20 protein-coding genes are annotated in these 23,316 nt (G+C 71.9%); 9 read left to right on the forward strand and 11 right to left on the reverse strand.

Features of this window, described 5'->3' with window-relative positions; all coding sequences use genetic code 11:
- Positions 1-2,614: ATP-binding protein (locus ACZ303_RS06765; protein ID WP_467335721.1), on the forward strand; the 2,614-nt coding region annotated here is incomplete at its 5' end.
- An 18-nt stretch (positions 2,615-2,632) separates the two neighbouring features.
- Here ACZ303_RS06765 and ACZ303_RS06770 read toward each other — a convergent pair.
- The 3 genes from ACZ303_RS06770 to panB form a co-directional block, all read right to left on the reverse strand.
- Complete coding sequence (locus ACZ303_RS06770; protein ID WP_467335723.1) at positions 2,633-3,457, reverse strand: ABC transporter permease; 825 nt, start codon at positions 3,455-3,457, stop codon at positions 2,633-2,635.
- Entirely contained in the window at positions 3,454-4,488 is a 1,035-nt protein-coding gene (locus ACZ303_RS06775) for an ATP-binding cassette domain-containing protein (RefSeq protein WP_467335725.1), read from the reverse strand. The genes ACZ303_RS06770 and ACZ303_RS06775 overlap by 4 nt, the downstream gene beginning before the upstream one ends.
- 109 nt (positions 4,489-4,597) lie before the next feature.
- Entirely contained in the window at positions 4,598-5,476 is an 879-nt protein-coding gene (gene panB / locus ACZ303_RS06780; protein ID WP_467335727.1) for a 3-methyl-2-oxobutanoate hydroxymethyltransferase, read from the reverse strand.
- A gap of 227 nt (positions 5,477-5,703) precedes the next feature.
- On the opposite strand from panB, the gene ACZ303_RS06785 reads away from it, so the two are divergent.
- The 5 genes from ACZ303_RS06785 to ACZ303_RS06805 all read left to right on the forward strand — a co-directional run bounded on the left by ACZ303_RS06785 (position 5,704) and on the right by ACZ303_RS06805 (position 10,811).
- Entirely contained in the window at positions 5,704-7,302 is a 1,599-nt protein-coding gene (locus tag ACZ303_RS06785; RefSeq protein WP_467335836.1) for an MFS transporter, read from the forward strand.
- Positions 7,299-7,922, forward strand: a complete 624-nt coding sequence (locus ACZ303_RS06790) for a TetR/AcrR family transcriptional regulator (RefSeq protein ID WP_467335730.1) — start codon at positions 7,299-7,301, stop codon at positions 7,920-7,922. The genes ACZ303_RS06785 and ACZ303_RS06790 overlap by 4 nt, the downstream gene beginning before the upstream one ends.
- Positions 7,923-8,228: 306 nt before the next feature.
- A complete protein-coding gene (locus tag ACZ303_RS06795; RefSeq protein WP_467335838.1) occupies positions 8,229-9,164 on the forward strand; it encodes an endonuclease/exonuclease/phosphatase family protein in 936 nt (311 codons plus the stop codon).
- A gap of 168 nt (positions 9,165-9,332) precedes the next feature.
- Positions 9,333-10,541: an MFS transporter gene (locus ACZ303_RS06800; RefSeq protein ID WP_467335732.1), complete on the forward strand. Its 1,209-nt coding sequence runs from the start codon at positions 9,333-9,335 to the stop codon at positions 10,539-10,541.
- A gap of 27 nt (positions 10,542-10,568) precedes the next feature.
- Positions 10,569-10,811, forward strand: coding sequence for a DUF2277 domain-containing protein (locus ACZ303_RS06805; RefSeq protein ID WP_467335734.1), 243 nt, complete (start codon positions 10,569-10,571; stop codon positions 10,809-10,811).
- 47 nt (positions 10,812-10,858) lie between these two features.
- On the opposite strand, the gene ACZ303_RS06810 is transcribed toward ACZ303_RS06805, so the two are convergent.
- The 3 genes from ACZ303_RS06810 to ACZ303_RS06820 all read right to left on the reverse strand — a co-directional run bounded on the left by ACZ303_RS06810 (position 10,859) and on the right by ACZ303_RS06820 (position 14,823).
- Positions 10,859-12,613: an NAD+ synthase gene (locus tag ACZ303_RS06810; protein ID WP_467335736.1), complete on the reverse strand. Its 1,755-nt coding sequence runs from the start codon at positions 12,611-12,613 to the stop codon at positions 10,859-10,861.
- A 98-nt stretch (positions 12,614-12,711) separates the two neighbouring features.
- Positions 12,712-14,319, reverse strand: coding sequence for a multicopper oxidase family protein (locus ACZ303_RS06815; protein WP_467335738.1), 1,608 nt, complete (start codon positions 14,317-14,319; stop codon positions 12,712-12,714).
- A gap of 81 nt (positions 14,320-14,400) precedes the next feature.
- A complete protein-coding gene (locus tag ACZ303_RS06820) occupies positions 14,401-14,823 on the reverse strand; it encodes a hypothetical protein (RefSeq protein ID WP_467335740.1) in 423 nt (140 codons plus the stop codon).
- A 178-nt stretch (positions 14,824-15,001) separates the two neighbouring features.
- On the opposite strand from ACZ303_RS06820, the gene ACZ303_RS06825 reads away from it, so the two are divergent.
- The 3 genes from ACZ303_RS06825 (at position 15,002) to glnA (ending at position 18,973) form a co-directional block, all read left to right on the forward strand.
- The gene (locus ACZ303_RS06825; RefSeq protein WP_467335742.1) at positions 15,002-16,468 is read left to right on the forward strand and encodes an APC family permease; all 1,467 of its coding nucleotides are present in this window, start codon (positions 15,002-15,004) and stop codon (positions 16,466-16,468) included.
- 176 nt (positions 16,469-16,644) lie between these two features.
- Positions 16,645-17,487, forward strand: a complete 843-nt coding sequence (locus ACZ303_RS06830; protein WP_467335840.1) for an alpha/beta fold hydrolase — start codon at positions 16,645-16,647, stop codon at positions 17,485-17,487.
- 124 nt (positions 17,488-17,611) lie between these two features.
- A complete protein-coding gene (gene glnA / locus ACZ303_RS06835) occupies positions 17,612-18,973 on the forward strand; it encodes a type I glutamate--ammonia ligase (RefSeq protein WP_215078561.1) in 1,362 nt (453 codons plus the stop codon).
- Positions 18,974-19,047: 74 nt separating this feature from the next.
- Here the strand turns inward: glnA and ACZ303_RS06840 are convergent, their stop codons facing one another.
- The 5 genes from ACZ303_RS06840 to ACZ303_RS06860 form a co-directional block, all read right to left on the reverse strand.
- Positions 19,048-20,313: a tyrosine-type recombinase/integrase gene (locus ACZ303_RS06840; RefSeq protein ID WP_467335744.1), complete on the reverse strand. Its 1,266-nt coding sequence runs from the start codon at positions 20,311-20,313 to the stop codon at positions 19,048-19,050.
- A 70-nt stretch (positions 20,314-20,383) separates the two neighbouring features.
- Positions 20,384-20,611: a helix-turn-helix transcriptional regulator gene (locus ACZ303_RS06845; protein WP_467335747.1), complete on the reverse strand. Its 228-nt coding sequence runs from the start codon at positions 20,609-20,611 to the stop codon at positions 20,384-20,386.
- A 183-nt stretch (positions 20,612-20,794) separates the two neighbouring features.
- Positions 20,795-22,045 carry a DUF3631 domain-containing protein gene (locus ACZ303_RS06850; protein ID WP_467335749.1) on the reverse strand — a complete coding sequence of 417 codons (1,251 nt, stop codon included), beginning with the start codon at positions 22,043-22,045 and terminating at the stop codon, positions 20,795-20,797.
- The gene (locus ACZ303_RS06855) at positions 22,042-22,395 is read right to left on the reverse strand and encodes a hypothetical protein (protein WP_467335751.1); all 354 of its coding nucleotides are present in this window, start codon (positions 22,393-22,395) and stop codon (positions 22,042-22,044) included. The genes ACZ303_RS06850 and ACZ303_RS06855 overlap by 4 nt, the downstream gene beginning before the upstream one ends.
- Positions 22,392-23,306 (reverse strand): bifunctional DNA primase/polymerase, encoded by a 915-nt coding sequence (locus tag ACZ303_RS06860; RefSeq protein ID WP_467335753.1) that lies wholly within the window; start codon positions 23,304-23,306, stop codon positions 22,392-22,394. The genes ACZ303_RS06855 and ACZ303_RS06860 overlap by 4 nt, the downstream gene beginning before the upstream one ends.
- Between the last annotated feature and the right edge of the window lie 10 nt (positions 23,307-23,316).

Consider the following 23,316-nt stretch of genomic DNA (forward strand, 5'->3'; position numbering starts at 1 on the left):
GCCGCATGGCGCCGATGCCCGCCGCCCGCAGGGCAACCTGCGGGCCCGGCTCACCTCCTTCGTCGGGCGGGAAGGGGATCTCGCGCTGATCCGCGACGACCTCGCGCGGCATCGGCTGGTCACTCTGCTCGGGCCCGGTGGGGCCGGGAAGACGCGGCTGTCGCAGGAGGCGGCCGAGGCCGCCGGGGCCCCGGCCGGGGACGGCGACCCTTGGCCCGACGGCGTCTGGTTCGCCGAGCTCGCGCCCGTCGACGACCCCGCCACCGTGCCCGAGACGGTGCTCACCGCGCTCGGCGCCCGCGAGACCGTGGTGCGCGGCACCACCGCCGAGGGCGTGCGGGCCGCCACCGACGCGACCGCGCTCGACCCGCTGGCGCGGCTCTCCGAGCACTGCGCGCCGCGCCGCATGCTGCTCGTGCTCGACAACTGCGAGCACGTCGTCGACGCCGCCGCCCGGCTCGCCGAGACCCTCCTCGCGCACTGCCCCGGCGTCACCGTCCTCGCCACCAGCCGCGAACCCCTCGCCGTACCGGGCGAGTTGGTGCGGCCCGTGGAGCCGCTGCCCGACCCCGTCGCGCTGCGGCTGCTCGCCGACCGCGGCGCGGCCGCCCGGCCCGGCTTCCGGGTCGAGGACGATCCCGGGGCGTGCGCCGAGATCTGCCGCCGCCTGGACGGGCTGCCCCTGGCCATCGAACTCGCCGCCGCCCGCCTGCGGTTGCTCACCCCGCGCGGGCTCGCCGACCGCCTCGACGACCGCTTCCGGCTGCTGACCTCCGGCAGCCGCACCGTCCTGCCCCGGCAGCAGACCCTGCGCGCGGTCGTCGACTGGTCCTGGGACCTCCTCGACGGGCCCGAGCGCGCCGTCCTGCGCCGCCTGTCCGTCTTCGCCGGCGGCTGTGACCTGGCTATGGCCGAAGCGGTGTGCGCGGACGGCACCGGCGGCGGGCCCGGCGCCGTCGAGCCGCGGGACGTCGCCGCGCTCCTCGGCTCCCTCGTCGACAAGTCGCTCGTGGTCGCCGCGCCCGCCACCGACGGCGAGATGCGCTACCGCCTCCTGGAGACCGTGGGGGAGTACACCGCCGAGCGCCTGGACGAGGCCGGCGAGCGGGCCGAGGTGGAGCATCGCCACCTGGTCGCCTACCGCGAACTGGCCCGTACCGCCGACCCGTTGCTGCGTGGACCGGCGCAGCGCACCTGGCTGGAGCGGCTGGAGCTGGAACACGACAACCTGCGCACCGCGCTGCGCCGCGCCGTCGCCGCGCGCGACGAGCAGGAGGCGCTGTGCCTGGTGCTGTCCTTGGCCTGGTTCTGGCAGCTGCGGGACCATCGCGCCGACGCCCGCACCTGGGCGGAGGCGGCCGCGGCCCTGGGCCCGGACCCCTTCGCGCGGCCCGTCGAGCCGGCCCCGCCGCTGTACGTGGGGTGTGTCGACGCGCCGCCGCCGATGTCACCGGAGCTGCTGATGGAGGCACGGCGCGGGGTCCGGCTGGTCGCCCTCGTCAACGTGGAGAGCGACATGCAGGTGATCGGCACCCCGGGCAACCAGGAGCGGCTGCGCGGCGTCATCGAGGCCTACGGCGAAGGGCAGCCGCAGAACTGCCGGATACCGGGGGCCATGTGGTTCTTCGCGCTCCTGCTGGCCGGTGACTTCGAGGCCATGTACAGGGCCGTCGACAGTGGTGTGGAACGCTGCCGTGAGCTCGGCCACGACTGGGGGCTCGCCCACGCGCTCCAGCTCCGCGCCAAGATCCTCAACGACCGTCCGGGCCGGCTCGAGCGGAGCGCGCGGGACGCCGACGAGAGCCTGGAGATCTTCCGGCGGATCGGTGACTCCTGGGGCGTGGCCGAGGCCCTGTCCGGGCGCGGCGAGGCGCACGAGCGGCGCGGTGAGTACGCGCTCGCCGCGGAGGACTACCGCGAGGCCGTCGAGGAGGCCCGTGCGCTCGGCGCGCGGGGCGAAGTGCCCGCGCTGCGGGTCCGGCTGGCCGAGGCGCTGATGGAATCGGGCGGCGTCGAGCCGGTGGAGGGCGAGCGGATGCTCCGCGAGTCGATCGCGGAGGCGCACAAGGCCAACCCCGACGCCGCCACCTTCGCGCGCGTCGCACTCGGCATCCGGGTCGCCCGGGCCGGCCGTACGGCGGAGGCGCGGGAGATATTCGACCGACTGATGACGGACTTCCGCAAGGGCTCCCTCGTGGTGTTCCAGAACATGATGCTCGGGCAGGTGGCCTGGCTCGACGTCCTGGAAGGGCGGCCGGCGGACGCGCTGCCCAAGCTGCGCGACGCGCTCGCGAACCGCGACGACCCGCTGGCGCGGCTCGTCGCACCGCAGATGCCGATGACCCAGCTGTTGTACGGGGCGCTGGCCCGCGTCGCACTGGCGGGCCGGCGGAACACCGCACCGGGCGGCACCGACCACGCCCTGACCGCGGCCCGGCTGCTCGGCGCCGGTACGGCGCTGCGCCCCCGCGAACACCCCCTGCTGTCCGTCGAGCGCGAGGTCCGTGAACAGGCGGAGGCCGGTGCGCGGGCGCTGCTGGGCGACGCCGCGTACGAGCGGGCGTACGCCGAGGGCGGCGGCCTCTCGCTGGAGGAGGCCACCGCCCTCGTATGACGCGGACACCGGTCCGGCTCAGCTCTTCGTGCGGAACTTCGAGACGGCCAGCGGTGCGGTCACGACCGTGATGCCGACGGCCCAGGCGAGGGTCATCCACACCGAGTCGGCCACGGGCCCGCCGCGCATCAGGTGCCGCGAGGCGTCGGCGAGGTTGGACAGCGGGTTGTACTCCGTGAAGTTCTCCAGCCAGCCGGGCATCTTCGTGGTCGGCGCGAAGATGGAGCTGCCGAACTGCAGCGGCATCAGCACGATCATCGCCATGCCCTGGACGGCCTGCGGGGTCTTCAGGGTCAGGCCCAGCAGGATGAAGACCCACATCAGCGAGGCGCCGAACACCACGGACAGGGCGACCGCGGCCAGCAGGTGCAGCGGGGTGGTCGTGATGGACAGGCCGAGGGCGAAGCCCATGCCCAGCAGGATGGCGGTGGCGACGAGCATCCGGCCGACCTCGACCACGATCTTCGCGATGAGGACGGAGGACCGGGATATCGGCATGGTGCGGAAGCGGTCCATCACCCCCTTCTTGAAGTCGTCGTTGACGCCGGTGCCGACGGCCATGGCGATGTTCAGGCCCTGCATGGCCATCAGGCCGGGCACCAGGTAGTTGAGGTACTCCTTCTCATGGCCCTTGCCGGCCATCGAGCCGCCGAAGACGTAGGTGAAGAGCAGGATGAAGATGATCGGCATGATCACGGCGTCGAACATCGACTCCGGGTCCGCCTTGATCTGCAGCATGTTGCGGCGCGCGAGGGCGCCGATGTGCCGCAGGTTGGCCCGCAGGCCGATGCGGCCCTCGCGGGCGTGCGCCGCCGCGGGCGCGCTGATCGTCGCCGCGCTCATGCCGCGACCTCCTGGAGTTCGTCGGTGTGGGCGGTGTCCTGCCGCGGGGCGGACGCCTTCTGGCCCGTGACGGCGAGGAAGACCTCGTCGAGGCTGGGCAGGTGGGTGGAGATGTCGGAGAGCGCGAAGCCGCGCGAGCTCATCAGGCCGACCACGGCGGTCAGTTGCTCGTCGCTGACGATGGGCACGTTGACCACGCCCTCGGTCTCGTCGGCGGTGGCGCCGGAGACCCCGTCGAGCTGGGCCTGGGCCAGCGCGCCGACCATGCGGTGCAGCTCCGAGCGGTCCGCCGGGCGGACCTGCAGGGTGCGCCCGCCGACCTTCGCCTTGAGCTCGTCCACCCGGCCGCCGGCGATGACCCGGCCGCGGTCGATGACGGTGAGCTCGTGGGCGAGCTGCTCGGCCTCCTCCATGTACTGCGTGGTGAGCAGGACGGTGGTGCCCTCGGCGACCATCCGCTGGACCTCCTCCCACACCTCGTTGCGGGTGCGGGGGTCGAGGCCGGTGGTGGGCTCGTCCAGATAGAGGACCGCGGGCTGCCCGATCATGGAGGCGGCGAGGTCGAGCCGGCGGCGCATGCCGCCGGAGTACTGCCCGGCGGGGCGCTTGGCGGCCTCGGTGAGGGAGAAGCGCTCCAGCAACTCCTCGCCGCGGCGGCGGGCGTCCTTGCGGGAGAGGTCCAGCAGTCGGCCGATCATGTACAGGTTCTCGAAGCCGGACAGCTTCTCGTCCACCGAGGCGTACTGGCCGGTCAGTCCGATCACGCGGCGCAGCTGGCGGGGCTGGGCCACGATGTCGTACCCCGCGACGCGGGCGGTGCCCGCGTCCGGCCGGAGCAGCGTGGACAGGCAGCGTACGAGGGTGGTCTTGCCGGCGCCGTTGGGCCCGAGCACGCCGAGGACGGTGCCCTCGCGCACGTCCAGGTCGACGCCGTCGAGGGCCTTGGTGGTACCGAAGTGCTTGACGAGGCCGCGGACTTCGACGGCGTTCCCGCCGCTGCCCGCCCCCCGTGAGATGTCGTTTCGCGTCATGCCCATCACAGTGCCAGCACCCACTGACAATGCGCCGACAGGTCGCCGACAGCGGATGTCGGCGACCTGTCGGCAGGCTCCGGCGGGGGCTGACCCGCCCGGTCCGGCTCTAGTGGAAGGCGTGCTCCTCCGCCGGATACGCGCCGCCCACGACGTCCTCCGCGAAGGCCTGCGCCGCGTCCCCGAGGACCTCCCGCAGTCGTGCGTACTGCTTGACGAAGCGCGGCAGGCGACCGGGGGTCATGCCGGCCATGTCCGTCCACACCAGCACCTGCGCGTCGCACCCGGCGCCCGCGCCGATGCCCACCGTCGGGATGTGCAGGGTGCGGGTGACCTCGGCGGCCAGCTCGGCCGGCACCAGCTCCAGCACGACGGCGAAGGCGCCCGCGTCCTGGACGGCCTTGGCGTCGCGCAGCAGCTGCTGCGCGGCCTCCTCGCCGCGGCCCTGGACCGGATAGCCGCCGTAGGCGTTGACCGACTGCGGGGTGAGCCCGACGTGGGCCATGACCGGGATGCCCGCCTCCACCAGCAGCTTGATCTGGTCGGCGGAACGCTCGCCGCCCTCCAGCTTGACCGCGCCGACGCCCGCCTCCTTCACCAGCCGGGTGGCGTTGCGCAGCGCCTGTACGGGGCCCTCCTGGTACGAGCCGAAGGGCAGGTCGCCGACGATCAGGGCGCGCTTGGTGCCCCGTACGACGGCGGCGGAGAGCAGGGTGATCTCGTCCATGGTGACCGGCACCGTGGATTCGTAGCCGAGATGACAGTTGCCCATGGAGTCGCCGACGAGCAGGACGGGGATGCCGGACTCGTCGAAGACGGAGGCGGTCATCGCGTCGTATGCGGTGAGCATGGGCCACTTCTCGCCGCGCGCCTTGGCGGCGGCGATGTCGCGCACGGTGATGCGCCGGGAACTCGTGCCCCCGTACAGCGCCTTGCTCGCGGCGGGCGCGGCGGGGCTGCTGTCGGGCTTGTTCAAGGCATGCGTCATGGCGATGGCTCCTGTGAAGTGTCTCGAGGCGCCCTCACGGCGTCCCCGGATCACCTCCCATGCTGACACGCCGCGCCCGGACGGACCAGAGCGGCCTTTTGGCTTTCGTAAAGACTTTCCAATACGAGACGGGTTCGTATCGGAAGTGATCTAGGCTGGTCCGTATGGCAACCGTTCCTTCCGGATCTCCTTCGGGATCTTCTTCTGGTCCGCCCGCCCCCTCCGACATGACGCCGCGCCGGGTCCCGGAGGCCGTGCACCGCAGAAGGTGGGCGATCCTCACCGTCCTGCTGTTCAGCCTGCTGATCGTCGTGCTGGACAACTCGATCCTCAACGTGGCGATGAAGACGATCGCCTCGCCGGCCCCGACCGGCCTCGGCGCCACCCAGAGCCAGCTCGAATGGGCGATCAACTCCTACACGCTCGTCTTCGCCGGCATCCTCTTCACCGCCGGACTGCTGGGTGACCGGCTCGGCCGGAAGAAGGTCCTGCTCTTCGGCATGATCGTCTTCGGGATCGGCTCGGTGCTCTCCGCCTTCTCCGGCTCCTCCGGCGAGCTGATCGCCTTCCGGGCCGTGATGGGCTTCGGCGGCGCGTTCGTGATGCCCGCGACGCTCGCCATCATCATGAACGTCTTCGAGCGCGACGAGCAGCCCAAGGCCATCGGCATCTGGGCGGGCGCGGTGGGCCTCGCCATCGCCATAGGCCCGATCACCGGCGGCATCCTGCTCGACCACTTCTGGTGGGGCTCGGTCTTCCTCGTCAACGTCCCCATCGTGATCATCGGCCTGATCGCCATGGTGCTGCTCGTACCGGACTCCAAGGACCCCAAGCCCGGCCGCCTCGACCCCCTCGGCGTGCTGCTGTCCGTCGTCGGCCTGGTCCTGCTCGTCTACGGCATCATCAAGGGCGGCCAGCTCGCCGACTTCACCGACCCCGAGGTCTACGGCACGGTCGGCGGCGGTCTGCTGGTCCTGGTGCTCTTCGTGCTGCACGAGCGGCGCAGCGCGCACCCCGCCATCGACGTCCGCTACTTCCGCAAGCCGGCGTTCTCCGCCGCCGTCTCCTCCATCGCGCTGGTCTTCTTCGCGCTGATGGGCACGACGTTCTTCATCGTCTTCTACACCCAGAGCGTGCGCGGCTACACCCCGCTCCAGAGCGGCCTGCTGCTCCTGCCGCTCGCCGCCGCCCAGATGTTCTTCGCGCCGCGCGCCCGCCTCGTCGTCGAGAAGTTCGGCGCCCGCGCCGTGTGCGCCGTCGGCATGCTCACCGTCGCCGCCTCCACCGCCGGCTTCCTGCTGCTCGACACCGACACCCCGATCTGGGTCCTGGAGGTGCTGTTCTTCCTCCAGGGCACCGCGATGGCCCACATCATGCCGCCCGCCACCGTCTCGATCATGCAGTCGCTGCCCCGCGAGAAGGCCGGCTCCGGCTCCGCCGTGAACAACACCTTCCGGCAGGTCGGCGGCGCGCTCGGGGTCGCCGTCCTCGGCTCGGTGCTCTCCACCACCTACCGCGACGGCATCGCCGGCGACCTCGACGCCGTCCCCGGCCTCTCCGCGTCCGCGCGGCACGCCGCGGGCGAGTCCATCGAGGCCACCCTGGGCCTCGCCGAGAAGCTCGGTCCGGCCGGCAAGGCCCTCGTCGGCCCGGCCAACGACGCCTTCATCCACGCCATGCACATCACCGTCATCGGTTCCACCGCCGTCGCCCTGCTCGGCGCGGCCGTCGTCGCCCTCTTCCTGCCGGGCCGCGACGCCGCCCCCGCCGGTCCGGGGGCCGCCCGGCCCGGCGCCGAGAAGGAACAGGCGGAGGCGGGCGCATGAGCACGGACCGGCCGGCCGTCCGCGAGCCCGCCGAGCGGCGCGGCCGGCCCCGCAACGCCGCCGTCGACACCACGGTCGTCGAGACCGTGCTGCGCCTGCTGGAGGACGGCGTCACCATCGGCGAGCTGTCGATGGAGCGCGTCGCGCGCGAGGCCGGCGTCGGCAAGGCCACCCTCTACCGCCGCTGGACCGGCAAGGAGGAGCTGATGCTCGACGTGCTGCGCTCCCTCGACGCCGTCAACCCCGAACCCGCCGGCGCCTCGGCCCGCGACGACCTCGTCACCATCCTGGAGTTCCTGCGCCGCCGGGGCCTGGCCAAGCGCTCCTCCGCCGTGCTGCGCACCGTCGTCACCCAGGTCCAGGCCCACCCCAAGCTCTGGCAGGAGTACCACGACACCGTCGTCACCGCCCGCCGCGAGGCCGTCTTCGCGGTGCTGCGGCGCGGCATGGCCAACGGCGAGATCCGCTCCGACCTCGACGTCGAGATGCTCGCCGACCTGTTCGTCGCCCCGATGCTCTCCCGGGCGCTGCTCCACGAGTGGAAGGAACTGCCCGAGGGGCTCGCCGAGCAGATCGTCGACGCGGTCCTGGAAGGGGTACGGCCGGCCCGGACCGGCTGACGGAAGACCTGCCGGGAGGCCCCTCCGTACGGGCCTCCCGGCGGCACGTACCGAATATGCCCGTTGTGTCACAGCCCGCCCCCCGGCGTCGTCCGCCGGAACCCCGCCCGCCCGGGGACTCGTCCTCCCCTTCGACGCCCCGCATGGGGCGGCCGGACCGCCCCGGCCACCGGTGATCACCTATCGTCGGTGCGCGGGGCCGCAGCGGATGAGGCAGTGAGGACAGCGATGGCGCAGGCGTACATGCAGGAGACGGGCCGAGACGGGACCGGTCCGGAGCGGACCGGATCCCGGGCCCGGCGCCTCATGGACCAGTGGCGGGGCCCCGGCGTCTGGCGGCGCGGACTGGTCGTCGCCGCCCTCGGCGTACTGCTGGGTCTGCTGATGCTGCTGCACACCCACCTCCCCAACCGGGTCGGCAACCTCGGCAGCCTCACGGAGACGTTCCTGCCGTGGCTCGGCCTGGGCGTCCCGGTGCTGCTCGTCCTCGCCGTGGTGCGCCGCTCGGCCACCGCGCTGATCGCGCTGCTGCTGCCGGTCGTCGCCTGGGTGAACCTCTTCGGCGGGCTGCTGAGCGACAAATCGGGCAAGGGCGGCAACCTCACGGTGGCCACCCACAACGTCAACGCGGAGAACCCCGACCCGGCCGGCACCGCCCGCGCCATCGCCGCCTCGGGCGCCGACATCGTCGCGCTGGAGGAGCTCAGCGACGCCTCCCGGTACGAGCGGGCCCTGGCCGGCGCGTACAAGTACCACTCCGTGCAGGGCACGGTCGGCATATGGAGCAAGTACCCGCTCGAACTCGTCCAGCCCGTCGACATCCGCCTGGGCTGGGTGCGGGCCCTGCGCGCCACCGTCCGGACCCCGCAGGGACCGGTCGCCGTCTACGTCGCGCACATGCCGTCGGTGCGGGTGAAGTTCAACGCCGGCTTCACCGCCGGGCAGCGCGACAGCAGCGCCGAGGCGCTCGGGCGGGCCATCGCCCAGGAGCCGGAGCGGCGGGTCGTCCTCCTCGGCGACCTCAACGGCACCATGAACGACCGCTCGCTCGCCCCCATCACCTCGCAGCTGCGCTCGGCGCAGGGCGCGGCCGGCGACGGCTTCGGCTTCAGCTGGCCGGCGAGCTTCCCGATGGCCCGGATCGACCAGATCATGGTGCGCGGGATGGAGCCGAAGTCGGCGTGGACCCTGCCCAAGACGGACAGCGACCACCTGCCGGTAGCGGCGCGGGTGAAGATCTGATCCGTTCCGGGGTGGGGATCTGAGCGGTTCCGGGGGAGGATCTGAGCCGTTCCGGACCCCGGAACCGATCGTTCACATGGATTTTCGCGCTGGGGAACATCGGGCCGGAAGGGTTTGTTCCGACTAAGAACTTACGGAACGCTGCCCACCCTTCGAAAGGCCCGCCCCATGCCCCTGGCGCTGCTCGCCCTGGCGATCTCTGCCTTCGGGATCGGAACGACCGAATTCGTGATGATGGGCCTGCTGCCCAACGTCGCCGACGACCTGGGCACCTCGGTGCCCACCGCCGGCTACCTCGTCTCGGCCTACGCCCTCGGCGTCGTCATCGGCGCCCCCCTGCTCACCGCCCTGGGCTCGCGCATCCCGCGCAAGCGGATGCTGGTCCTGCTCATGGGGGTCTTCACGCTCGGGAACCTCGCCTCCGCGCTCGCCCCGACCTTCGGGACGCTCGTCGCGGGGCGGGTCCTGGCCGGGCTCCCGCACGGCGCGTTCTTCGGCGTCGGCGCGGTGGTCGCGGCCCGGCTGGTGAGCGAGGGCCGGCAGGCCCGGGCGGTCGCGACGATGTTCCTCGGCCTCACGGTCGCCAACATCGTCGGCGTCCCCACCGCCACCCTGCTCGGCCAGCACCTCGGCTGGCGCGCCACGTTCCTGGTGGTCGCCGCCATCGGGCTGGCCGCGATGGCCTCCCTGGCCGCGCTCGTCCCGGACCTCCCGCGCGAACGGCACGGCGGCCTCGCCCACGAGCTGCGCGCCCTCGGCGACCGCCAGGTCCTCCTCGGCCTGCTCACCGCCGTCTTCGGCTTCGCCGGCGTCTTCGCCGTCTACAGCTACCTCGCCTCGATGATGACCGAGGTCACCGGCTTCTCCGAGACCTCCGTGACGGTCGTCCTCGCCCTCTTCGGCATCGGCATGACCCTCGGCGCCCTCGCCGCCGGCCCGCTCACCGACCGGGCGCTGCGCCCCACCCTCTACGGCTCCCTGGCCGCGCTCGCCGGCGTCCTGGTCCTCTTCGACTTCACCGTCCACGTGAAGTGGGCGGCGCTCGTCACGGTCGTCGTCCTCGGCGCGGTCGGCTTCATGACCACCACACCCCTGCAGATGCTGGTCATGAACAAGGCCCGCCACGCCCCCACCCTCGCCTCGGCCTCCAACCACTCCGCCTTCAACCTCGCCAACGCGGGCGGCGCCTGGCTGGGCGGCGTCGCGATCGCCGCGGGCTGGGGCTGGACGTCCCCGACCCTGGTCGGCGCGGTCCTGGCCGTCATCGGCCTGGCCATCGCGGTGACGGCGGGCATGCTGGACCGCGAGGACGGAGGCTCCTCGACGGTGATCGCGAGGGGCGAACCGGCATCGGCGGAGCCCGAGCGCGTGGGCTGACGCGGCCCGCCGCGTCACACTGGGAGCATGTGCCGCAGTATCAGGACCCTCAGGCCGCCGATGGCTCCGCACGTGGGTGAGGGGGACATCCGGGCGGCCGCGTTGCAGTACGTACGGAAGGTCTCGGGCTTCCATCACCCCGCCGCGCACAATCAGGCGGTGTTCGACGAGGCGGTCGACGCGGTCGCGGAGGCGACGGCGCGGCTGCTGGACGGGCTGGAGGTCCGAGGGAGCGCCGGGGCTCCGGTCCTCAATCGCCGGACGGGCTGAATTCGGTGCCCGGCGCGCCGAATGGCGCCGGGGCATGCTGATCGGGGCTACCCCCTCTCCCGCCACCGGTTCGTGATCGGCAGGCGGCGGTCCTTGCCGAAGCCCTTCGCGGAGATCTTCGTGCCCGGCGGGTACTGGCGGCGCTTGTACTCCGCCGTGTCCACCAGCCGCAGCACCCGCGTGACCAGCTCCTCGTCGAAGCCCGCCGCGACGATCCCCGTACGGCCGGTGTCGCGGTCGACGTACAGCTCCAGGAGGCGGTCCAGGACCTCGTAGTCCGGGAGCGAGTCCGTGTCGACCTGGCCCGGGCGCAGCTCGGCGCTCGGCGGCTTGGTGATGGAGTTCTCCGGGATCGGCGGGGTCTCGCCGCGCTCCGCCGCCGCCCGGTTGCGCCAGTGGGCGAGGCGGAAGACGTGGGTCTTGTAGAGGTCCTTGATGGGGCCGTACGCGCCGACCGAGTCGCCGTACAGCGTCGAATAGCCGCACGCCAGCTCGGACTTGTTGCCCGGCGCGAGCACGATGTGGCCCTCCTGGTTGGAGATGGCCATCAGCATCGTGCCGCGCAGCCGCGACTGGAGGTTCTCCTCGGCCAGGCCGGTCAGCCCCAGCGCGCCCATGTACGCGTCGAACATCGGCGCGATCGGCACGGTCCGGAAATGGAGGCCGGTGCGCCGGGCGAGGTCCTCGGCGTCCGCGATCGAGTGCTCGGAGGAGTAGCGGGACGGCATGGCCACCCCGTACACGTTCTCCGGGCCCACCGCGTCGCACGCGATGGCGGCGACGAGCGCGGAGTCGATGCCGCCGGAGAGGCCGATCAGGACGCTGCGGAAGTTGTTCTTCGTGACGTACGCGCGCAGGCCGGTGACCAGCGCCTTGTAGATCTCCTCGTCGTCGCCCAGGTGCGCCACCTCGCCGCCGGTGAACTCCGGCTCGTAGGCGGGCAGCGGGTCGGCGGAGATCGTGACGTGCTCGATGCGCAGGCCGTCGTCGACGACCCCGGAGGGGATCTCGGCCGGGGCCGCGGGGAGTTCGAGGTCGAGCACCAGGCAGCGCTCCTCGAACTGCGGGGCGCGCATGATGATCCCGCCGTCGCGGTCGGCGACGATCGAGTCGCCGTCGAAGACCAGCTCGTCCTGGCCGCCGGTCATCGCCAGGTAGGCGAGGGTGCAGCCGGCCTCCCGGGCCCGGACGCGGACCAGGTCCCGGCGGGTGTCGTCCTTCTCGCGCTCGTAGGGGGAGGCGTTGATGGAGAGCAGCAGCCCGGCCCCGGCGGAGCGGGCGGCGGGCACGCGGCCGCCGTCCTGCCAGAGGTCCTCGCAGATGGCGAGGGCGACGTCGATGCCGTGGACGCGGATCATCGGCAGTGTCTCGCCGGGCACGAAGTACCGGAACTCGTCGAAGACCCCGTAGTTCGGCAGGTGGTGCTTGGCGAAGGTGAGCACCACCTTGCCGCGGTGGAGGACGGCGGCGGCGTTGCGCGGGGCGCCCGCGGGCCGCCCCAGTTGGTGGCGGAACTCCTCGGTGCGGTCGAGGTAGCCGACGACCACCGGCAGCTCCCCGAGGCCCTCGGACTCCAGGCGCGCGGCGAGGGAGTGCAGCGCGGACCGGCTGGCCTCGACGAAGGAGGACCGCAGCGCGAGGTCCTCGACGGGATAGCCCGTCAGCGCCATCTCGGGGAAGGCCACCAGGTGGGCCCCCTGCTCGGCGGAGTGCCGGGTCCAGTGGACGATCGCCTCGGCGTTCCCGGCGAGATCGCCGACGCAGGAGTCGATCTGATTCAGGGCGAGACGAAGTTGAGCCACGTCCGCCAGTCTAATCGTCTACCTGACGCAATGTGGTGGTGAGCGGTTGTGTGGGCGCGGCCGTACGCGCTGCCGCGCGGGTGGCCGCGCCCCCGCCGCTACTTCCGGTAGCCCAGGACCGTCATCATCCCCGCCTCCGAGTGGTAGACGTTGTGGCAGTGCACCATCCACAGCCCCGGGTTGTCGGCGTCGAAGTCGACCTCCAGCCGCTTGCCCGGCAGGACGATCGCGGTGTCCTTGCGCGGCCCGCCGCCGGGCAGGGCGAAGGTGTGGCCGTGCAGGTGCATCGGGTGCCACATCGTCGTGTCGTTCACGAACGCCAGCCGCACCCGCTCACCCGCGGCCACGGGGTACCGCTGGGACGGGGTGTACCTCCGGCCGTTGATCGCCCAGTCGTACTTCTCCATCGACCCCGTCAGCTTGAACGTCACCGTCCGGTCGGGCCGCCTGCCGTCGAGGCCCACGCTCCCGGCCGCCTTCAGCCGGTCGGCGGTGAGCAGCGTGCCGTCCAGCTCCCGGGGGCGTACGGACGCCTCGGGCGCCGAACCCCCGCCCGTCCGCAGCAGGGCCAGCGCCGACCGCTTCTTGCCCTCGGCCAGCGCGGTCAGCGGGAAGACGCCGTCCTTCACCTCGACCAGCACGTCGTACCGCTCGCCCATGCCCAGCAGCAGCGCGTCCGTCTCCGCGTGCTCCACGGGGTAGCCGTCCGTATGGGTGACGGTCATGCGGTGGTCGCCGAGGGCCACGCGGAAGGCGGTGTCGCCGCCGGCGTTGATGAAGCGGATACGGACCCGGTCGCCGGGCTCGGCGGTGAACGTCTCGGGGTCGGCGGCGGTCCGCCCGTTGACGAGGTAGTACGGATAGGCGACGTCGCCGGCGTCCCCGCCGAGGAGGGGGCTGCTCGCGCCCATCATCATCCGCGAGGGGCCGGCGGGGGACGGGGAAGGGCCGCCGGACCTCATGGCCATGCCGCTCATCTTCGACATGTCGTGGCCACCGTGACCGGCCTGACCGCCCGAGCCTCCGTGCTCCATGCCCCCGTGGTCCATCCCGCCCATGCCCTTGCTCAGCTCCGCGAGCACCGCGTCGGGCGTGCTGCCGTCCACCCCGTCCACCCAGTCGTCCAGGACGACGACCCACTCCTTGTCGTACTTCAGCGGCTCCTTGGGGTCCTCCACGATCAGCGGCGCGTACAGCCCCCGGTCCTGCTGCACGCCCGAGTGGGGATGGAACCAGTACGTGCCCGGACGCGCGACCGTGAAGCGGTAGTCGTACGACGCCCCGGGCCGGATCGCCGGCTGGGTCAGGTCCGGGACGCCGTCCATGTCGTTGCGCAGCGCCAGCCCGTGCCAGTGCAGGGACGTGGCCTCGGGCAGATGGTTGGCGAGGGTGAGGGCGAGCGTGTCGCCCGCGGTGACCCGGACCTCCTTGCCGGGCAGCCGGTCGCCGTACGCCCAGGAGTCGACCGCGAGGCCGCCGCCCAGGTCGAGCCGCGCCCGGGTGGCCGTCAGCCGCACGTGCCGTACGGGCCCGCCGCCGCGCTTGGCCTCCGCGGCGGCGACCTCCTTGCCGTTCGGGGCGACGTAGTCGGCGGGCGGCGCGGACGACGATCCGCTGCCGGAACCCTTGGAGCAGGCGGTGAGCAGGCTGCCGCCGGCGACGGCGATTCCCGCGCCGAGCACGGCGCGGCGGGTGGTTGAGCGCATGGGGAAGTGCACCTCGTGGTGTCGGTTCCGCGAACGAGTGGGAGCGCGTACCGCCGCGTACGGGCGCGGCGGAACGCGCTGCTACACGCGCAGCACCGACAACCGGGCGAGGGCCTTGTGCCGTGGCGGGGGCGGGATCGGCCACAGGGCGCGCGGCAGTCGCGCCAGGGCGGCGGCCTGGGCCGCGACCGGCCGCCGCAGGGCGGCCGCGCCGAGCAGGAGGACGAGGGTGAGCAGGGCCGCGCCCAGCACCGCGAGGCAGACGGACATGGGGTCCATGCCGCCGTGCGCGGGGGAGACCGCCCGGGGGGAGTCCGCGGGGGCGGCGGGCATCGCGTGGGGTGCGCCGTGGTCACCCGCGGCGGCCGTCACCCGCCCGCCGTCGTGTCCACCGCCGTGGCCGGTCGGATGGCCCAGGGTGTGCATGGTCACGATGCCCAGGAGCAGCGCCGCGAACAGCAGCAGCCGGCCCCACCGGGCGGTGGCCTTCCGCTGTCCGTCCATCACATCTCCGAGCGAGTCCCGCGCGTGTTCCGCGCGTGTTCCGAGTGGGCCATGATCCCTTGATCCTTCGGCCCCGTCCGCACCCTACCCCCTCGGGGTATTGCCTCTCCAGGGGTCCGGAAGTGGGATCATTGGGCGAAAACGATCGATGCCCGGCCCGAAGGACGCTCCCCCTCCCATGACCATCACGGAACAGGTGAGGGACGACCGTCCCCTCGCCACGGACGCCGCCACGGGCGCCAACCGGACGCAGTTCATCTCGTGGGTGACCCTCGCGATGATGACCACCGCCTCCGTGGCGAACCTGCGGCCCTCGCCGTCCATGGCGCTCTACGGACTGGCCGCCGTCTTCCTCTACCTCGTCCCCGCCGTCGTCTTCCTGCTGCCGACTGCCCTGGTCTCCGCCGAGCTGGCCTCCGGCTGGACCGGCGGCGTCTACCGCTGGGTCAGCGAGGGGCTCTCCAAGCCACTGGGCTTCCTGGCCGTCTGGTGCCAGTTCGCGATGACCATCGCCTACTACCCGAGCCTGCTGGCCTACGTGGCGAGCACCTTCGCGTACGTCATCGACCCCCGCCTCGCCGACAACGGCGTCTATGTCGCCATCGTCATCGTCGTCATCTACTGGGCCGGCGTGCTGATCTCCTCGCGCGGCACCAAGGCGGTGGCCGGGCTCGCCGGCGCGGGCCTGGTGATCGGCACCCTGATACCCGGCGCCGTGCTCGTCGTCCTCGGCCTGGTCTTCCTCGGCCAGGGCAACCCCTCCGCCGCGCCGATGGACAGCGGCCACCTGCTCCCGCCGTGGACCGGGCTCGCCAGCCTCGTCCTGATCGTCAACAACTTCCTGTCCTACGCGGGCATGGAGATGAACGGCGTCCACGTCTCCTCGCTGCGCAGCCCCGGCAAGCAGTTCCCGCGCTCGGTCTTCGCGGCCACCGGGCTCGTACTGCTGATCTTCGTCCTGCCGGCGCTGGCCATCAGCTGGGTGATGCCGGGCGAGGACCTGAGCCTGACCGCCGGTGTGATGCAGGCGTTCCAGGGCTTCTTCGACCACTTCCACGTGGGCTGGCTGACCAAGGTGGTCGGCGTGCTGCTCGTCGTCGCCGCGCTCGGCGGCATGCTCGCCTGGCTGGCCGGGCCGTCCAAGGGGCTGCTGATGGTCGCCCGGCAGGAGGGCTATCTGCCGCCCGTCCTCCAGCGGCTCAACAAGAACGGCGTGCAGCGCAACATCATGGTCGCGCAGGGCGTGCTCACCACCCTCATCGCGCTCCTCTACGCCTTCATCCCCGATGTCTCCAGCGCGTACTGGATCTTCTCGGTGATCACCACCCAGATCTACCTCGTCGTCTACCTGCTGATGTTCGCCGCCGTGATCCGGCTGCGGACCACCCAGCCGGACCGCCCGCGCGGCTTCCGCGTCCCGGCCGTGCGGCTGGTGGCGGGCGTCGGCTTCGCCGCCTCGCTCGCGGCCATGTGCATCGGATTCGTACCGCCGGAGCAGTTCGGCGGCGGCCCGCTGTGGCGCTATCTGCTGACCGTCGGCGGCGGGCTGCTGGTCCTCGGCTTCCTCGCGCCGCTCGCCTTCCTGGCCTTCCGCAAGCCGCACTGGGTGGCGCCCGAGCACCGGCGGGCCCCGGCCGGCGACTAGGCCCGCGGGGGCCGTGGCACGCCCGGCCGACGTGCGCCGGTACGGTCGTCTCGTCCCGCTCCGCGCCGGTGGCCCTCTTCGCCGCCGTCACCCGGCGGGCACGGCGGAGACGGAAATGAGCCACTGAGGGGGACGGCGTGGACGGCAGGGATCACACGGGGCGGCCACCCGGCCGCATGCTGCGGGTCGGCAGGGTGCCGCTGCACGTCGTACGCGAGGGCGCGGGCCCGGCCTGTGTGCTGAGCGCCGGGCTGGGCATGGGCTGGTTCGACTGGGAGCCGGTCGTGCCGCTGCTCACCCCGCACCGCACGGTCGTCCGCTTCGACCGGCCCGGACTGGGCTTCAGCGCGCCGCCCGTCGAGCCGCCCACCGCCGCCGGGGAGGCCGCCCGGATAGCGGGCGTCCTCGACGCGCTGGGCCTGAAGGAGCCGGTCATGGTCGTCGGCCACTCCCTCGCCGGCTTCCACGCCGAGGCGTTCGCCCGCCTGCACCCCGAGCGCACCGCCGGGATCGTCCTCGTCGACGGCAGCGTCGAGGAGGAGCCCCGGCCCGCGCCGGCCCGCGAGCTGCGCACCACCGCCGCCCACGCCCGCGGCCTGGTCCTGTCCGCCGCCGGGCTGCCCCGGGCGCTGGGCCCCTCCCTGCGCCGGCTGACCGTCCGGGCCTCCTCCGTCAGCCGCCAGGACCCCGCCCCCGCCGAGCTGGTGCGCCGCACCTACGGCACCGGCCGGGTGCTGCGCGCGCTGCTCATGGAGAACGCCCGTTACCGCGATGTCGCCGCCGAGCTCCACGAGCTGCGCGAGGCACACCCCATGCCACCCGTCCCGGTGACGGTCCTCGCGGCATCCCCGGGCACCGGCTCCGGGCTGGAGCGCCGCTGGCTGGAGCGCCAGCGCGCCCTCGCGACCCGCCTCGACGCCCGCTTCGAGGCGGTGGCACCGGCCGGTCACCTGCTGATGTACGACCGTCCGCAGTCGATCGCCGCCGCCGTGCTGGCCACGCCCTCGATCCGGGCATAAGTACGATGCACCAGTAGGCGGGTCTCCTGGGAAACCCAGTGGTAACCGGGGCACGCGATACTCAAGGCCCGGCCCATGCCCACACCGCTGATACGAGCCGTCCGACCTGCAAGGATAGGTAGATATGGATAAGCAGCAGGAGTTCGTGCTCCGCACGCTCGAAGAGCGCGACATCCGGTTCGTACGGCTGTGGTTCACCGATGTCCTCGGCTATCTGAAGTCCGTGGCCGTCGCACCCGCCGAGCTGGAGCAGGCCTTCGACGAGGGCATCGGCTTCGACGGCTCCGCGATCGAGGGCTTCGCGCGGGTCTACGAATCGGACATGATCGCCAAGCCGGATCCGGGCACCTTCCAGATCCTGCCCTGGCGCGCCGAGGCCCCCGGCACCGCCCGGATGTTCTGCGACATCCTCATGCCCGACGGCTCGCCCTCCTACGCGGATCCGCGCTACGTCCTCAAGCGCATCCTCGCCAAGACCTCCGACCTCGGCTTCACCTTCTACACCCACCCCGAGATCGAGTTCTTCCTGCTCAAGGACAAGCCGGTCGACGGCACCCGCCCGGTGCCCGCCGACTCCTCCGGCTACTTCGACCACACCCCGCAGAACGTCGGCATGGACTTCCGCCGCCAGGCCATCACCATGCTCGAATCGATGGGCATCTCGGTCGAGTTCAGCCACCACGAGGGCGCCCCCGGCCAGCAGGAGATCGACCTGCGCTACGCCGACGCGCTCTCCACGGCCGACAACATCATGACGTTCCGGCTGGTGATGAAGCAGGTCGCGCTGGAGCAGGGCGTGCAGGCCACGTTCATGCCCAAGCCGTTCTCCGAGTTCCCCGGCTCCGGCATGCACACCCACCTCTCCCTCTTCGAGGGCGACCGCAACGCCTTCTACGAGTCCGGCGCGGAGTATCAGCTCTCCAAGGTCGGCCGGTCCTTCATCGCGGGCCTGCTCAAGCACGCCGCCGAGATCTCGGCCGTGACGAACCAGTGGGTCAACTCCTACAAGCGCATCTGGGGCGGCTCGGCCCGCAGCGCAGGCGCGGGCGGCGAGGCCCCCTCGTACATCTGCTGGGGCCACAACAACCGCTCCGCGCTCATCCGCGTGCCGATGTACAAGCCCGGCAAGACCGGCTCCGCCCGCGTCGAGGTCCGCTCCATCGACTCCGGCGCCAACCCCTACCTGACCTACGCGGTGCTGCTGGCCGCGGGCCTGAAGGGCATCGAGGAGGGCTACGAGCTCCCCGCCGGCGCCGACGACGACGTCTGGGCGCTGTCCGACGCCGAGCGCCGCGCCATGGGCATCGAGCCCCTGCCGCAGAACCTCGGCGAGGCCATCGAGCTGATGGAGCGCAGCGAACTGGTCGCCGAGACGCTCGGCGAGCACGTCTTCGACTTCTTCCTGCGCAACAAGAAGCAGGAGTGGGAGGAGTACCGCTCCGAGGTCACCGCCTTCGAGCTGCGGAAGATGCTGCCGGTGCTGTAGGGGCAGGTCAGAGCGTTTTCTCAAGCTGACAACACTCCGGGCCGACGATCATGAACCGTCGGCCCGGAGGTGTCTCACTCGCCCCGGGCCGCCTGTGGGCCGTCCGGGGCGGAATCGGCAGCCTCGTACATGCTGTCCACGGCCTTCCTGGTGCGCCCCTCGCTGCTGGGCATCAGGTGCGTGTACGTCCGGAGCGTGAAGCCGGGGTCAGTGTGCCCGAGGTAGTGGCTCAGGGCCTTGATGTTCTCCCCGGCGTCGAGCAGAACCGAGGCGTAGAAGTGTCTCAGGGCGTGCATCCCATGCTCGCGCGCCGAGTCGTAGCGCTCGCCATTCTCAGGCTCCGGTATGACGCCGGCCGTCGCCAGGGCGGGCTTCCACACGCGAGTGTTGAAGTCGGTACGCCGGACCGCTCCGCCGCTCGGCAGGTAGAAGAACAGCCGTTTGGTCACGGGCGGGCCATCCGGGCGCAACCACGGGAGCGTGACATCCATGGGAGGGAAGTCGATCCGGTGCTGCCTGAGGGCGCGGCTCACGCGCCCGGCCAGGGGCACGTCCCGCTCCTTTCCGCCCTTCGGTGGGGCGAACACCAAGTGTCCGTTCACGACCTTCACCTGGACGGACACATGCAGCCAGCCAGATTCGTGGTCCACGTGGTCGTCGGGAAGCCCGAAGATCTCTCCCTGGCGGAGCCCGCCCCCGCCGCCTACGTCGACCATCGCTTGGTAGCGTCCGGGGAGGGCCGCCTGTACGGCGAAGACGCGCTCGGCCGACCAAGGTTGCACGCGAGGCGCGGCCGACCTCGGTGCACGTACCGAACCGGCCTTGCAGGGATTCTTGGAAAGATGGCCGTCGTCCACAGCGGCGCTCAGGACCGCTGACACGCTCGCGAAGATGACGCGACGGTAGGACGCCGCTGGGAGCACGCGTTCCAGCTCGCTGCCCCACTCCCTGATGTGCCCGGGTTGAAAAGATCCAAGGGGGCGCGTCCCGAGGTAGGGGAAGGCGTGGCGCCGGAGTTGAACCTCCACCGTGGTGCGCGTCGTCATGTCGGTGGTTTGCTCTGCCAGCCACTTCTCCCCGTACTGCCGGAAGGTGGTTCGGCCGGCGGTCGGGTCTATGTACTGCCCGCGCGACATGTCGGCCTCGATGTGGGTGAGCCACTGTTCGGCGAGACGTTTTTGGCGGTCGGGGAAGGACTTGCTCTTCTCGGTGCCGTCGGGGCCGACGTAGCGGGCGCGGTAGCGCATGCCGGCGCCGTGGCGGTCGGTCTTGACTCGGGCGGTCTTCCCGCCAGGGGTGGTTGTGGTCTTGTACCAGCGGTCTTGGATGTGGCCGGCCAAGGACACTCCTTCGAGAGCGCAGCAGGGGCACGGCCCGTATGGGCCGTGCCCCTGCTGTTGGTGAGTGGGATCAAGCGGCCGTGTCGGCGGCCTTGCGCTCGGCGATCCAGTGGTGGACGTCGGCGGGGTCGTAGCGAAGGTGCTTGCCAGCGCGAAACCCGGGCGGACCGGTGCGTTTCTTCCGCCACTGGTAGACCGTTTCCACGGGCACGTCGAGGAGTTCGGCGATGTCGTCGGGGGTGAGGTAGCGGTCTGGTAGTCCTCCGCGCAGCACGTTCGTGGCAGATGTCGTTGCCATGGGGTGATGTCTCCTGGCATCCGAGGCAGGAGGCGGTGGCGTTTCCTGCCCTCTCTGAGGTCCGCAACATCCGCCACACCGCAACACCGCTGGTCAGCGGCCTGTATTTGTGGCGGATGGCGGTGGTGTGGCGGATAGGTCCCGCCACGCGGGCGCGTGGCGGGACCGGTAGATCCGGGCTGGTCAGCCAGCGACTCTGATCGGGCGCGTGGCGGCTTCCGAGGGCGTGTGGCGGATGCCGGGGAGCGGATCCGCCACTGTCTCACCCCCGCTGACCTGCGGTGTGGCGGATGTTGCGGCTGTTGCGGATTCTGCGGGGGGTGGGGGGCAGTACCGCTTCCACGCGTCGGCGAGGTCCTCCGCGTAGTAGCCCTTGGGGGTGTCGGAGCCGACCCGGACCCCGCGCGGCTTGATCGGCTTGTTCGCCGCGGTGACGTACTGGCCGAGCAACTTCGCCAGGGTGCGGGAGTTGATGGGCTTGTCGTCCAAGTCGCCCCACGGGGCGTCGTCCAGGCCCACCAGCCGTTTCAGGATGGTGGCGGTGGGCATCCGGTCGGCGCCCTGGAACACCGCGTCCCGCAGGTCGGTGAGCAGTCGAACGCCGAGGGAGGCCGCATCGTCGTCCTGCGCCGCGTGAACCAGCTCCAGGCAGGCGGTGCGGGCCCGCGTGGGCCAGTGCCCGCCGGCGGCGTCGGCGACGGCGAGGAGGGGTTCCCAGACGTCGGCGGGGCGGTCGGTGACACCTTCGGGCATGGCCGGCCAGGCGCCTGCGATGTCGTCGCGGACGGTGTCTGCCCATTCGGCGAGCCGGTCGCGCAGCGCGTTGCCCTCCTTTTCGTGGATGCGGCGGCGGTAGGGCTCGACCTTCTCGTTGGGGGCGCGCTTGCGCATCCGGATGATGACCGAGCGGGTCAGGATCGTGTCGGGCAGGGAGCCGAGTCCGGCCATGGCGACGGCGCAGAAGGACGAGAACCATCCAGCAGTCTGGTTGGAGCCGTCGCCGACGCAGCGCAGGGACTTGGCGCCGCGCCGGTATCCGGAGTTGAGGAAGCCGCGTACGGGTTCGTTGTCCCCGGCTTTGGGGCCGAACACGGTGTCGATCTCGTCGAAGAGGAGGGTCGGAGGGCCCTCGGGTGCCTCTACCAGCCGGAACAGGGCGTTGGGGGAGGCGTTGACCGTGGTCGCGGCGCGGGGGGTGAGGGTTTCGACGATCTCCAGGGCGCGGGACTTGCCCGAGCCCGGTTCGGGGGAGAGGAACGCAAGGCGGGCGGTGCCGTCGAGCGCGTCGATCAGATGGGCGTGAGCGTCCCACAACGTGACAGCGACGTAGGCGGCCTGGGTGGGGAAGATGTTGAAACGGCGGTGGAATGCTTCCACGTCGTCCAGCACGACGGCGCCATTGATGGGCTGTGCGGGCGCGTCGGTGTTACTCATGCGGCGTCCCTCCCTTCCTGGGGGTTGCGCAGTGGGCAGGTGTCGCGGTGGGCGATGTGGTCGGCGATCAGGGCGAGCACCTTCGTGCAGCCGACGGCGCTGCGGTCCCTGCCGCACGCGCACGCCGAGGTGGCGGTGGGGGTGGCGCCGCGGGGTGCGCGGATGTGCAGCCACGCCACCGCGTACCGCCCGTCGTCCGGCCGCGGGTCAGGGCGAAGAGCTTTTCGGACGCCTTCGGCGTCGCTCTTCGGCCGCACCACGACCGGCCGGGGCGCGGTCTGGTCGGCGTGCTGACGGGCTTTGGCGGTGGGGTTGGGGCAATCCAGGTGGGGGGAGTCGAGGGCGCTCATGCGGTCGCCCTTGGCGTGGCGTGGGCGAGGATCCATTCCATGGCGCTGCGGATGGTGGTGCGGCACTCGGCGGCCGGCAGTCCCGTCGACTCCCCCGCCGCCTGGATTGCCTCTTCGACCGTGTGGCGGGAAATGTGTCCCCAGGCGACGAACCGGGCCACCTTGCACGTGCTGCGATGCAGGGTGGCGTTACGGCCCCGCTTGCCTCCCTGCTGGGCGGCCTGAACGACGGCGCACTCTCGATCGAGAGCGGTCTGTGCAGCCCGCGTCCCGTCCCGCACCGGCTTGATGGCCGGCGGTGCCGCGGGTTTGGGTGCGTCCAGCAGCAGGAGTGCGAGCCACTGCGGGAGCGGGGCAACGGCGGCGGGGTCGGTGACTTCGTAGCCGCCTTCGGGTGTGGTGCTGCCCGGGGCGACGACGTAACCGCCCCACGCCCGGGTGTCAATGTGCCGTCCGAGGCGGTCGACGCTGCACTTCAGCCGCTTCTCGGGCGGGGCGGTGAAGTACAGGTGGTGGCCTCCGCTGGGTGTCCGCACCTGGTAGGTGGCGGGGACCCTCTGGCCGGCGCGCTCGCAGAGCGCCTTCAAAGAAGTGGCGCCGTCAGGCGCTCCTTTTGGCTCTTGCGGTTTCGGCAGGTCCAGATCGATGACCAGCAGACCGGCCGGGCCCGTCGCAATCCCCACGTTGTACGGGTGGCGGGCCCATGCGGCGTGGATGAGACCCGGATCGGTCGTGGCCCGCTGCTCCGGCGTCCGGTGCCCGCGCGCACAGCGCCCTGTGCGGGGGCAGGAGCGCTCGGGATGTCCGGCGGGGCGCTTGGCGCGCGGATGCAGGGGGATGATGGGCCAGCCGCGCTCTGCGGAATGCAGGGCGGAGGCGAACAGGTGCAGGTTTTGGAGGTCCACCGTCATGGGTTCGTTC

Source organism: Streptomyces sp. NPDC023527 (assembly GCF_055560115.1).